The 12,829-nt window shown below is 52.0% G+C and carries 11 protein-coding genes and 1 tRNA gene; 8 read left to right on the forward strand and 4 right to left on the reverse strand.

Translation table 11 applies throughout. The features are described from left to right. Entirely contained in the window at nt 1–1,692 is a 1,692-nt protein-coding gene (locus tag EG028_RS04580; protein ID WP_120515386.1) for a porin family protein, read from the reverse strand. A gap of 345 nt (nt 1,693–2,037) precedes the next feature. On the opposite strand from EG028_RS04580, the gene EG028_RS04585 reads away from it, so the two are divergent. From EG028_RS04585 to EG028_RS04605, 5 genes are read left to right on the forward strand one after another with little or no spacing between them, the layout of a single operon-like run. Beyond that, the gene (locus tag EG028_RS04585) at nt 2,038–3,399 is read left to right on the forward strand and encodes a DNA recombination protein RmuC (RefSeq protein WP_241559064.1); all 1,362 of its coding nucleotides are present in this window, start codon (nt 2,038–2,040) and stop codon (nt 3,397–3,399) included. A 7-nt stretch (nt 3,400–3,406) separates the two neighbouring features. Beyond that, nucleotides 3,407–3,892: a GNAT family N-acetyltransferase gene (locus tag EG028_RS04590; RefSeq protein WP_120515384.1), complete on the forward strand. Its 486-nt coding sequence runs from the start codon at nt 3,407–3,409 to the stop codon at nt 3,890–3,892. Between the two features lies 1 nt (nt 3,893). Continuing rightward, a complete protein-coding gene (locus tag EG028_RS04595; protein ID WP_120515383.1) occupies nt 3,894–4,601 on the forward strand; it encodes a phytanoyl-CoA dioxygenase family protein in 708 nt (235 codons plus the stop codon). 1 nt (nt 4,602) lies between these two features. Continuing rightward, nucleotides 4,603–5,274 carry a type 1 glutamine amidotransferase gene (locus tag EG028_RS04600; RefSeq protein WP_120515382.1) on the forward strand — a complete coding sequence of 224 codons (672 nt, stop codon included), beginning with the start codon at nt 4,603–4,605 and terminating at the stop codon, nt 5,272–5,274. A 9-nt stretch (nt 5,275–5,283) separates the two neighbouring features. After that, nucleotides 5,284–6,246: a YpdA family putative bacillithiol disulfide reductase gene (locus EG028_RS04605; protein ID WP_120515381.1), complete on the forward strand. Its 963-nt coding sequence runs from the start codon at nt 5,284–5,286 to the stop codon at nt 6,244–6,246. Here EG028_RS04605 and murB read toward each other — a convergent pair. Further along, nucleotides 6,239–7,252 carry a UDP-N-acetylmuramate dehydrogenase gene (gene murB / locus EG028_RS04610; protein WP_120515380.1) on the reverse strand — a complete coding sequence of 338 codons (1,014 nt, stop codon included), beginning with the start codon at nt 7,250–7,252 and terminating at the stop codon, nt 6,239–6,241. The genes EG028_RS04605 and murB overlap by 8 nt on opposite strands. Before the next feature lie 57 nt (nt 7,253–7,309). On the opposite strand from murB, the gene EG028_RS04615 reads away from it, so the two are divergent. Continuing rightward, nucleotides 7,310–7,951 (forward strand): NAD(P)H-binding protein, encoded by a 642-nt coding sequence (locus EG028_RS04615; RefSeq protein ID WP_123864556.1) that lies wholly within the window; start codon nt 7,310–7,312, stop codon nt 7,949–7,951. A 3-nt stretch (nt 7,952–7,954) separates the two neighbouring features. Here the strand turns inward: EG028_RS04615 and priA are convergent, their stop codons facing one another. Both priA and EG028_RS04625 read right to left on the reverse strand, forming a co-directional pair. Beyond that, nucleotides 7,955–10,402, reverse strand: coding sequence for a replication restart helicase PriA (gene priA / locus EG028_RS04620; protein ID WP_120515378.1), 2,448 nt, complete (start codon nt 10,400–10,402; stop codon nt 7,955–7,957). After that, nucleotides 10,399–11,163 (reverse strand): lysophospholipid acyltransferase family protein, encoded by a 765-nt coding sequence (locus EG028_RS04625; RefSeq protein ID WP_120515377.1) that lies wholly within the window; start codon nt 11,161–11,163, stop codon nt 10,399–10,401. Before EG028_RS04625 ends, priA begins: the two co-directional genes overlap by 4 nt. Nucleotides 11,164–11,277: 114 nt before the next feature. Between EG028_RS04625 and mtaB the strand changes: the two genes are divergently transcribed. After that, nucleotides 11,278–12,555: a tRNA (N(6)-L-threonylcarbamoyladenosine(37)-C(2))-methylthiotransferase MtaB gene (gene mtaB / locus EG028_RS04630; protein ID WP_120515376.1), complete on the forward strand. Its 1,278-nt coding sequence runs from the start codon at nt 11,278–11,280 to the stop codon at nt 12,553–12,555. Nucleotides 12,556–12,674: 119 nt separating this feature from the next. Further along, nucleotides 12,675–12,749 (forward strand) — tRNA-Val (locus EG028_RS04635). Nucleotides 12,750–12,829: the final 80 nt, after the last annotated feature.

The following is a 12,829-nucleotide window of genomic DNA, read 5'->3' on the forward strand; positions in this document are numbered from 1 at the left end:
TTAGAAATTATAATTGTATCCCAGCGTGGATGTGAGCTCGTTCATATTCCGGCTGTTGCCGCGGGTAACGGCCTGCCGGTTGATCATGGCTATGCTCAGATTGAAGCTGTGCGATTTTTTGACGGTATAGGCATTGGTGACGCGCGCGGTAAGCACTTTGTTCACGTTCTGCCCGTTGGCAAAACTCCCGTTCCACGACACGCTGCCCGAGCTGCGGAGTTTTTTGTCCAGGAAGGATTTGTTCGCGCCCAGCGTCGGCCCGAAAGTCGTGCTGCTCAGGTTTGCGGAGTTGTTACGGTTCGCGTTCAGGCCAAAATTGACGGACATATTCCTGGGCACCAACTGCACGCTGTACATCATATTCAGGTTGTAAAACGTTACGCCCGTATTCTGTTTTACACCACCTTGCATGTCCGCGCTTTTCATCATGCTCACGTTCGTAGACAGCACCTGCGATTTGTCCTTTGTTCTTGAAATATTGTAATTGGCGCTCAGGCTGGCGTTCTGGGATATCTGCGTGTAGTTGAGCGTGTCCAGGTTTTCGTAAGGCGTCACCTGGTTGATGTAGTCGAAGTCTGAGCGGATATTTACATACGCCTGGAAGTTGGAATAACTGAATGATAGATTGAGTTTCTTTGAAGCCACATAATTCAGGTTCAATGCGCCTACCCAGCGCCGCATGGTGCTCAGTTTGTCGTTGTGCAGGTTGTTCCGTTGCACACCGCCGTTCACGTTTGCGGTGAGTTTTTGCTGAAGGGCCTGGAACTGGACGTTCGCCGTGATGTTCTCAAAATCGTTCGTGAAATAATATGCGCCGAGTGTTTTGTATTCCGGCGCTACCCATTCGTAACCCAGGCCTATCGCGTATCCGCGGCCGCTGTAGGAAATGCCCGTTTTGTATGCATGATACAAAGCGGTAGTACTGTTCTTTTGCAGCAGGCCAAGCGTGGGCACTTTCACAGAAGTACCGCTGTCTTTCACTGCGCGGGTATCGCGGGTGAGCGTGCTCGTAGCTATTTCGCCGGTCACCAGCAGGCGGCCGAAAAGTTGTTTGCTGAAATTGAGGCCCAGCGCCAGGTTGTCCTGCGGCGTAAGCGTGTACCCTTCCGATAAAGGAGGGATGGAATTGGCTTCGTCCTTTGCGCGGAATATGATCAGGTCCAGGTTATCTTTTTTTGCTCCATAGGATACTTTCACACCATAACCCATCCGCTTGTAGGCCGGTTCTATGGAGCGGTTCAGCGTATCCGCCGCTACGCCTCTCTGCAGGCGGCCATACATCGCGCTCACTTTAAAATTGCCGGGCGGTGCAAGGTCCACGCCCACGCCGTTGAACATATGTCCGCCGAGCGTGTAACCGGAGAAATTCATGCTGGAATAACCAAGGTGGCCCGTGATCCATTTATAGGTAGGCGTAAGGCCGTACTGGTTGAACGGCTGGCTGAAAGACACTCTTCCCTGGTTTGAATAAGAAAAGGAGAACGGTACGGACCAGCCGTATATGTCAAAGTTGATATTACCGTTGAGAAAAAAGTTGTAGGGGTCCCGGCGGCCTTCCTGGCCTGAAGCGAAGTACAGCACCTGGTCCAGCCCGACACCGCCTGTCACCTTCACGGGCTGCGAGTTGCCGATGGCATCCAGCCGCTGTGCCTGCACAGTACCGGTTAACAGGAAAAATCCTGCTGTCAGCAAACAATTCCGGGCATAGATGTTAGTTAGGGTTCGTAGATATAGGAACAAATGCACAGGTTTTAGTTAACAATAGGTATAGGATACAGATATATTCGGTCTCGGGTTTCTTTGCGCTATCGGCCTTTCTTCACAGCAATATTAAATGCAATTATAATATAATTTTAGAACAAATAACAAATATTCATATTATCTGAAGGTTAAAGCCGGGCCGGTTTTGGGTAAAATATCATTTGAAACAGGGCCAGCAGCGTGGTTATGAGGGAGTTAAACCCTGCCGCCGGTTATGCACACCTGTGCAAAACCGGAATGACGGCCGTTTTATGTAATTGCTTAATTTTGAAAGATATGAGCGTAACCCTCCTATCCGGACTGATCATCGGGCTGTTAGCAGGCGGCCTGGGCAGTTATCTTTTCCTCCGTAAATTTTTTGTACCCAGGCATGAGCTGTCCGCAAGGCTCAGCAGGCAGCAGGTAGACGAAGGATTTGTGGCCCGCGAGATGTACGACAACGCACTGTTCACCCTCAACCAGCGGGAACAGGACATCAAAGACAAAGAAGCGGAAGTCCGCACGCGGGATGTGCAGCTGGCCAGTCTCAGGAAAGAAATGGAGCAACTTTCCGGCATCGGGCTGGAATTAAAAAAGATACATGAATCCAACCGGCAGGAATTCATGAACCTGGCCAGTGATATCCTGCAGCAGAAAAGCAGGGACTTTGCGGATACGAACCGCACCGCCATGGAGCATATTCTTTCGCCGCTCAAAACCGATATCGGGCAGTTCCGCAAAACGATCGAAGACACGCGGAAAGAAGATATACAGGACCTTACTTCCCTCAAAAAAGAAATAGAATCCCTGCAGAAACTGAACTTCCAGCTGAGCGAAGACGCGCAGCGGCTGGCCGGCGCATTGAAATCCGACGTGAAAGTGCAGGGCAACTGGGGAGAAGACCGTTTGAAGCTGATCCTCGAAGCGGAAGGTTTACAGAAATACATCGACTACACCAGCGAAGAAGTACACCGCGATACAGAAGAGGAACGCAACCGCCGTCCGGATTTTATACTCCGCCTGCCGGATGGCAAACACCTGGTGATAGACAGCAAAGTCTCCCTCAACGCCTACGTGGCCTATTTCAATGCCAGCGATCCCGAAGAAAAAAAGGCGCATCTCCGGCAACTGGTGCGCAACATCACCGATCACATCGACGAACTGTCGGCACGCAACTATCAGCGCCTTGGCACACTCAATACACCGGACTTCGTGTTTATGTTCATGCACTTCGAATCCGCCCTCACGCTGGCCCTGAACGAAAACCCGGACATCTTCAACCGGGCGATGAAAAAAAAGATCGTGCTGATCACACCGTCTACGCTGGTTGCCACTTTCAAGATCGTGCGGCTGCTGTGGCAGAATGAAAACAGGGTGCGGAACGTGGAAGAGATATTCAGGCAATGCGGCATGTTGTACGATAAATTCATTCTTTTCCTCGAAGAAATGCAGCGCATCGGGCATAACCTCAAACAGGCGGGCAATGCCTACGAGGATGCCATGGAGCGGCTGAAAGACGGGAAAAGAAAAGGCGATACCATCATCGGAAAATTTGAAATTATCCGGGAGCTGGATGCCAAAACCGGCAAACATCTTCCGAAGGAAATAGAAACAGAAATGGAAATCCGCTTCCCGCAAGCGCTTCCAGGAAAAGTATAAAGGAGCCATGATACAGATACAACCATTTAACCTTGCATTCACAGACGATGTGATTGCTTTAATCCTTCCTATCCAGCAGCTGGAGTTCAGCCTGCCCGTCACCATCGAACACCAGCCGGACCTGCTGAAGATACCAGACGTTTACCAGGCGGACGGCAAAGGCAATTTCTGGATCGCGCTGGACGGCGATAAAGTAGTAGGCACCATTGCGCTGATGGACATCGGCAACGAACAGGCCGGCTTGCGGAAAATGTTTGTAGACAAAAACTACCGCGGCCCGGAACATCGTATAGGTAAACGTTTGCTGGACACATTGATCAGCTGGGCGAAAGAAAAAGGTTTCAAAGACATTTACCTTGGCACCACGGAGGTCATGACCACCGCCCATCGTTTTTACGAGAAGAACGGTTTTGTGGAAGTGGAAAGGGAGAACCTGCCCAATGAACGTTTCACTTCGCTGGTAGACAAAAAATTTTATCACCTGGTTTTGTAACATGAAAGCAATCGAAGACCTTGCCGGCAAAGGGTATACAGTACTACTCGAAGTTTTCTCCATCGAAGCCGTACAACAGATGGTCGACATCATCCGGCTGGCAAATCGCCAGGGCGCCGCTTTCCGTCAAACGGCGGACTTGTTTGCCATCCGACGCGTGATGGCGGAGATACCCGCCCTGCAACAACTTGTGCTTACACCTGCCTTGCTGGACTGGGTGAAGACGCTTGGCGGGAAAGAACATTTTCTGGTCAAATCTATTTATTTCGACAAACCCGGCGCATCCAACTGGTTCGTAGCCTGGCACCAGGACCTGACCATATCCGTGGACCGGAAACATGCCGTTCCCCACTTCGGCCCATGGACCGTGAAGCAGGAGCAGTTTGCCGTACAACCGCCCGTGGAGATACTGGAAAACATGATCACCTTCCGCATTCACCTGGACGATACGGATGAAAACAACGGTGCGCTGAAGGTGATCCCCGGCTCGCACCTGAAGCAGGTGCACCGCGCGGACACCATCAACCGGGACGAAGAAACGATCTGCGCAGTGCCCGCCGGCAGTATCATGGTGATGAAACCTTTGCTGATGCATGCTTCCGGCAGAACGACCAACCACCGCAACCGGCGCGTGCTGCACCTGGAATTTTCCAGCATGGCCCTGCCGGAGCCTTTACAATGGGCGGAATATTTACCCTTAAACAACTGACATGCGTATACATTATCTGCAACACGTCCCGTTCGAAGGCCTCGCCGCCATCGCGGACTGGGCGAAGCAACATTCCCACACGCTGACGGCCACACGCTGGTACGAAACACCCACGCTCCCGCAGCAGCAGGACTTTGACATGCTCATCATCATGGGCGGCCCCATGGGTATTTACGACGAAGCCGATTACCCCTGGCTGCGGGACGAAAAAACATTCATCCGCCAGTCCATCGATGCGGGGAAACCCGTACTGGGCGTTTGCCTCGGCTCCCAGCTGCTCGCGGATGTGCTGGGCGCAAAGGTCTACCCGAACAAACACAAGGAGATCGGCTGGTTCCCGGTGCAGTTTGACGGGGAATTGTCCGGCGAAGACCTCGTAGCCTGCCACTGGCATGGAGATACATTCAATCTGCCGGAGGGCGCAGTGCATCTTGCGCAGTCCGCCGCCTGCAAAAACCAGGCTTACCGCTATGGTGACCGGGTGTATGGCCTCCAGTTCCATTTGGAAATGACGCCCGCGGCGCTGGAAGGCATGATAGCGGCCTGCGGGAAAGAACTGGTGAAAGCTGAATGGGTGCAGGACGAAGAAGAATTACGGCAGGGGATACATTATGCTGAAGCTACCCGCATGGTACTGTTCAGCCTCCTGGACCGGTTAGAAAAATTCGTGTAAATTAGCGGCATGGCAAAGCAGGTACCGTTAATCATCATCGGTGGAGGCCCGATAGGGCTGGCATGCGCGCTGGCAGCGCAAAGACAAGGACTGGATTACCTGATCCTCGAAAAAGGATGCCTGGTAAATTCACTCTACCGCTACCCGCTCAATATGACCTTCTTTTCCACCAGCGAAAGGCTGGAAATAGGCGGCATTCCTTTCGTTTCCAACAACGCGAAACCCACCAGGCCCGAGGCGCTTGAATATTACCGCCGGGTGGCCCTTTCAAAAGAAGTAAAAATACACCTCTTTGAAAAGGCCGAAAGCATCAAAGCTAACGGGGAAGGGTATACGGTGGTGACCAATAAAAACAGCTATTCAGCCAAAAACATCATCATCGCCACTGGTTTTTATGATATCCCGAACCTGCTGAACATCCCCGGGGAAAACCTCCCCAAAGTGACTCACTACTACAAAGACCCGCATTTTTACGCCACGCAGAAAGTAATCGTCATCGGTGCAAACAACTCCGCCGTGGATGCCGCGCTGGAAACTTACCGTAAAGGCGCGGATGTGACCATGGTAATTCGTGAAGGGGAGATCGGGAAACGGGTGAAATATTGGGTAAAACCTGATATAGAGAACAGGGTAAAAGAATGCAGCATCAAAGCATATTTTCATTCCGTGCTCACGAACATCCATGAAACGGAAGCGGACATCCTCACACCCGAAGGCGTCGTAACCATCCCGAATGATTTTGTGATTGCCGCAACGGGCTACCAGCCGGATTTCAGTTTCCTGGAAAGAACAGGCATCACTTTATCTGAAGATGCGGTGCGAAGCCCGGCCTACAACCCGGAAACCATGGAAACCAATCTGCCCGGCGTCTACCTGGCCGGGGTAGTATGCGGTGGCATGAACACACACATCTGGTTCATTGAAAACTCAAGGGAACATGCAGACCGGATCATCGGCCATATTGTTAAATGATATTCACTTCGCGCTCCAGTACCACACCGAATTTTTCTTTGACGCTTTCCACCACCTGCCAGGACAGCTCTACGATATCCTCGCCTTTGGCATGACCGTAGTTCACCAGTACCAGGGCCTGCCGCGCATGTACGCCCGCATCTCCGTTGCGGTAACCTTTCCAGCCGCTTTGTTCAATCAGCCAGCCTGCCGCCAGCTTATACCGGTCACCGGGTAAAGGATAAGCCACGACGGCCGGAAAGGCCAGTTTCAGCTCTTCATACTTTTCTTTTGTCACCTCTGGGTTTTTGAAAAAACTTCCCGCATTACCGATCTCCGCCGGGTTGGGGAGTTTGGAAGAACGGATATTGATCACCGCTTCGCTGATGCTGCGGATGGAAGGTTTTTTGCCCAGGCGCTCCAGCTCTTGTTCGATGGCGCCATAACTGGTATTGAACACCGGTTTTTTATTCAGCCGGTATATGACCTGCAAGATTACGAACTGGTCTTTGTACTGGTGTTTGAATACACTCTCGCGGTATCCGAAAGCGCAGGCTTCTTTATTAAATGAAACGAGTGTATGATCCTGTAAGTGCAAGGCTTCCAGCTCCTCAAACACATCTTTGATCTCCACGCCATACGCCCCGATATTCTGCATCGGGCTGGCGCCCACGTTGCCGGGAATAAGGGAAAGATTTTCCAGGCCCGCGTAGCCTTTTTCAATACAATGCATCACAAACTGGTGCCAGTTTTCCCCCGCCCCTGCCTTCACATACACATGATCCTCGTCTTCACTCACCGTATGGATGCCCTTGATCTCGTTCTTCAGTACCAATCCGTCAAAATCCTTCGTCAGCAGGATATTGCTGCCGCCGCCAAGTATCAGTTTTCGGGTATGTTTATACTGCGGGTCTGCCAGTATCTCTTCCAGCGCTTCGCGGGAATGGAACGCAGCAAAATAACGGGCCGTGGCATCCAGGTTGAATGTGTTGTACTGGCGGAGTGAAACATTTTCTTGTACCCTCATAATGAAGTATTCAAATATCCTATCTTTAATAACGGAACAAATATAACTAACAATAAAATGCCAGGAACAGCAATTGTTATCGGAGCAACAGGATTGATAGGACAGCTGCTGGTACAGCAGCTCCTGGATGACGGCCATTACAGCGAGGTGAGGACCATTACCCGCAAACCCCTGCCCCTTCAGCATCCCAAGCTGAAACAGACCATTACATCCCTTGAAAACAGCGTTGAACTGGAAGCCGCTTTGCAGGGGGATGCACTTTTCTGCTGCATTGGCACCACCATCAAAAAAGCAGGCAGCCAGGCCGCCTTCACCGCGGTAGACCACGACATCCCCGTTCAATGCGGCCATATAGCCCGGAAGAACGGCGTCGCACAATATCATCTCGTATCCGCGATAGGCGCCAAACAAGGTGCGCGCAACTTTTACCTGCGTACAAAAGGCGCTACAGAAGCGGCGCTGGCCGAAATGGGATTCCCTTCTCTCTATATTTACCGCCCTTCGCTCCTGCTCGGGGACAGGAAAGAAGTACGTTTTGGCGAGCAGGCGGGACAGTGGCTGATGCCCGTCTTTAGTTTTCTGCTCCAAGGCGGCATGAAAAAGTACCGGCCGGTAAAAGCGGCTACCGTAGCGGAAACAATGCTGAATAAGTCAAAAGAAAAAGAGGGTGGCGTGCATACCGTTTATTTCAACGTATAACTTCTACTGCACACAATCCACATCCGGTACAATGATCACCGAGCGGAACTGCTTTTCGATCAGCAGCTGGGAGAACAATTCTTTCATAAGGTTCTTCACCTGTGTGATCCTTTTGGAATCACGCGGAAGTTTGATGAGCATTTCCTGTAAATAAAAATCCCGGACCTTTCCCACCAAAGGCGCCGCCGGGCCTACCAGCTGTGCGCCAAGGTGCGGCCGCAGCCAGTTCGCCAGGATCATGGCGGCCTGCTCTACCGTCTGTTGTTTTTTATGTTTGAGGGTCACTTTTACCAGTCTGAAAAACGGCGGGTACCCAAACTGTTCGCGTTCCGTAATCTCATTTTCGTACATCGCCTTGTAGTTGTGCTCTGTTACGAAATGAAGGATAGGATGACGGGTATTGCTGGCCTGTATCACTACTTTCCCCTGCCCGTCCCTCCGGCCTGAACGGCCGCTCACCTGCTCCATCAGCTGGAAGGCCCGCTCGTTCACCCTGAAATCCGGGTAGCTCAGCAGGCTGTCCGCACTAATGATGCCCACAAGATTTACGTTCGCAAAATCCAGCCCTTTCACCACCATCTGCGTACCCACCAGGATGTCTATCTCCTGCTGCTCCAGCAGCTGGATCATTTTGTTATGACTGTCTTTGTTGCGGATGGCGTCCATGTCCATCCGCGCAATGCGGGCGGTGGGGAACATTTCCTGCAAGTCCTCTTCGATCTTTTCCGTACCGAAATTTTTCGGCAGCAGCGTCTGGCTGCCACAGGCGGCGCAGGTGTAGATGTAAGGATAACGGGTGCCGCAGTAGTGGCAGCTCAGTTTGTCCTGGTGTTTATGATACGTAAGCGAAACGTCGCATTGTTTACAATTCGGGATCCAGCCGCAGGTGGTACAAAGCAGGAAAGGCGCGTAACCGCGGCGGTTCTGGAACAGGATCACCTGTTTCTTCATATCCAGGGAACGTTGTATCTGCTGGCGCAGCACAGACGTAAAATTGTGTATCACTTCTTTCAGCGCCAGTTCTTTTTTCAGGTCCACGATCTCTATCTCCGGCATGGCGATACCGCCAAAGCGCTCCTGCAATTCCACCAGCCCGTATTTTCCCTGCTTCGCGTTGTAATAACTTTCCAGCGCGGGCGTAGCGGAGCCCATCAATACTTTTGCGCCAAAGAGGCTGGCGTAATAGATGGCGGCATCGCGGGCGTGGTAGCGGGGCGCGGGCTCCTGTTGTTTGAAGGATGCGTCATGTTCTTCATCGAGGATGATGAGGCCGAGATCGCGGAAAGGCAGCAGCAGGCTGCTGCGGGCGCCCAGCACGATGCGGATCTCGCCGTTTTTTACCTTGTTCCATATCTCCACTCTTTCGTTGTTGGAAAAGCGGGAATGGTAAATGCCGATCTGCCCGCCGAAATGTTTTTGCAGGCGGCGGATGATCTGCGCCGTAAGGGCTATTTCAGGAAGCAGGTACAGCACCTGTTTACCGCTTTGCAGGGCTTCTTCCATCAGCTTCACATATATCTGCGTTTTACCGCTGGAGGTAACGCCATGCAGTAGCGTGACCTGTTTTTGCGCAATACTGGCCTTCACTTCAGCCAGCGCTTTTTCCTGCGCCGGGCTCAGATCGAAATTCATATTGGTTTCCACTTTCCCCATCGGGATGCGGTCCACCGTTCTTTTATCGACCCGTAAGATCTGTTTTTCCACCAGTCCTTTCAGCTGCGCGGCGGATGCGCCGGACTTCTTCAGCAGCTCGGTCTGCAATACCTCTCCCTGCGTTTTCAGCAGGTGAAGATAGGCCAGCAGCAGCTCCATTTGTTTGGGTGCGCGGGACAGCTCGTCAAACAGCGGGGCCAGGGCTTCATCCCCTTCGTATGCGGGGTTGAGCAGTATGTAGTTTTCTTTTTTCTCTTTGTAAACTTCTTTCAGTTCCTCGTACACGAGGCATACCTTTTTTTCGATCAGCTGTTTGATCACGCTGTACACGTCTGAGCGGTCAAGGATAAGCTGAACTTCCCCTATACGCAGTTCTTTGCGCAGCAGCAGGGCTTCCGCGAGCAGGTATTCGTAATCGTCGAGGGAGCTGAAATCGTCGCCGAAAGCGTCGTTGTACAGCAGGATGGTTTCGCTGGAAAGTTTGAGGTGAGCGGGAAGGGCGGCGTTGAGCACATCCCCTTCGTTGCACATATAATACTGCGCGATCCATTCCCAGAAGGCCAGCTGGGTGGGGTACACCACGGGCTCTTTATCAAGCAGGTCCATGATGGGCTTGGTCTTGTAAGCCGAGGGCGCCTGCTCATGAATGGATTTTACGATCCCCGCATACTTCTTCTGTTTACCTAACTGTACGGCCACGCGGCTGCCAGGCTGTATGGTGGCTTCCATTTCCGGCGGTACGGCGTAAGTGTAATTCCTGGGAAGTGCAAGGGGTAATATTACGTCAGCATATTTCATATTGCCTGTAAGGCAGGATAGTTATGATATTTTCTTAATTCTTCCTCCATCATGTGGCGTACCTGTTTTTTAAGGTGTGGCACGTCTTCCATGGTAAGGCCTTTTACCGGCACTACGGGGAGAAATACCACGCGGCAGGGGCCTGGGTTGAGGGACATGAACTTTATTTTGGCAAGGCGCTCGTGGTTGTCCACATAGATCACCGGCCTGATATCGGTCTGTGTTTCGATGGCGATCCTGAAAGCGCCGCTATGAAAAGGCAGCAGGGGCTGTTCCGTTTCATTCGTGGTGCCTTCCGGGAAGATCAGCAGGGACACGCCCTGGCGGATCATATGCAGCATATCGCGCATGCTCTGGGCCCGGCCTTTGGCGGTACTGCGGTCCACCGGTACCACGGAACGGCTGTAGATCAGGCCGAACAGGGGGATACGGCTCAGCTCGCTTTTACCCAGCGGCCTGAAGGGCAGCGGCATGACCTTTACGGCCAGGGCGGCGTCCAGGTAAGATGCGTGATTGGCGAGGTAAATGAGCGGCTGTTTGACGTGCGGGGTCAACCATTTTTTGGTCACCCGGATACCGACGGCGGGAAACCATACATGCGCCCAGAAACGGAGGAAATAAAAAACGATATTCCCTCCCTTCACTTTCCCGAAGAAAGACACCAGGACGATAGGCGGAAGTATCAGGAACATGATACCCAGCCACACGATCAGGGCATATAGGCTGTACAGAGCCTGGAAACATTTCGATAACACGCGCATAAAAACCGGAAAGATACAGAATTATGACCTGTACCACAACAATCCGGAATACATAACGAACAAATATCATACCTATGGCGGAAATCGACCGAATATCGTACCTTTGCCATCCTTATGACAGCGGCAAAATCAGTAGCATTTCATACACTCGGCTGTAAGCTGAACTTTTCCGAGACATCCACCATCAGCAGGATGCTCGAAAAGGACGGGTTCGTTAAAAAGGATTTTGACGAAACGGCGGATGTGTACGTGATCAATACCTGCTCCGTGACGGACAATGCGGACAAGGAGTGCCGGCAGCTCGTGCGCCGCATCCAGCGCCGCGCCCCCGAAAGCCTGGTGGTGATCACCGGCTGTTATGCCCAGCTGAAACCGAAAGAAATTGCCGAAATACCTGGGGTGGACCTGGTGCTGGGCGCCGCCGAAAAGTTCAATATCGCGGATCATATCCGCGAACTCGCCAAAGGCGACAGCGCAAAGATCTGCTCCTGCGATATCGAAGATGTGAATACTTTCCACAGCTCCTGGTCTGTGAACGACCGTACCCGTACCTTCCTGAAAGTACAGGACGGTTGCGACTACAACTGTTCCTTCTGCACCATCCCCATGGCCCGTGGCATTTCCCGCAGCGACAGCGTGGCGAACGTGGTGGCCAGCGCCCATGAACTGGCTTCCGGCGGGGTAAAGGAGATCGTGCTCACCGGGGTGAACCTGGGGGATTTCGGGAAAGGTTTTGAAGGCGGCAAAAAACGCGAAGAGAGCTTTTTTGAACTCATCCAGCAGTTGGACCAGGTGGAAGGCATTGAACGTTACCGCATTTCAAGCATAGAGCCGAACCTGCTCAGCAACGAGATCATCGAATTTGTGGCCGGCAGCCGGAAGTTTATGCCGCACTTCCACATCCCGCTCCAGAGCGGCAGCAACGACATACTGGCGCTGATGCGCCGCCGCTACCGCAGGGAATTGTATGCGGAAAAAGTAGGGCTCATCAAACAATTTATGCCGCATTGCTCCATTGGTGTGGACGTGATTGTGGGTTTCCCCGCGGAAAGCGACGCGCATTTCCGGGAAACCTATGATTTCCTTCACGACCTGGATGTGTCTTACCTGCACGTGTTCACCTATTCCGAAAGGGACAATACTCATGCCCTCGGCATCAAGCCGGTGGTGCCGGTACAGGTACGGCATGAAAGGAACAAGGCGCTGCGCAACCTGAGCCATAAGAAGCTGCAATATTTCACCGAACAGCACCTGGGGCAAACACGCAAAGTGTTGTTTGAAAGACATAGTAAAGACGGAATCATGGAAGGTTATACGGATAATTATATCAAAGTGACCACACCGGTAAGGGAAGAATGGAGGAATAACATCGTGGACTGGAACCTGCGATAGCAAAAGGTTTCAGGCGACTGATCCACACGTTTTTCAAAGTTTTTCGAAAAAATATTTGGCAGAATAAAAATAGTTTTTACCTTTGCAATCCCATCGAACGAAAAGCGTTCAAACATAATGGGAGCTTAGCTCAGCTGGTTCAGAGCATCTGCCTTACAAGCAGAGGGTCGACGGTTCGAATCCGCCAGCTCCCACGAATAACAAAGGCCGTTTCAGCATCATTGCCGGAACGGCCTTTTTGTTTGCCTGCACTTTTCGCCAGGCATGTTTCTGA

Source organism: Chitinophaga barathri, from assembly GCF_003807585.1.
In the GTDB taxonomy this organism is placed as follows: domain Bacteria; phylum Bacteroidota; class Bacteroidia; order Chitinophagales; family Chitinophagaceae; genus Chitinophaga; species Chitinophaga barathri.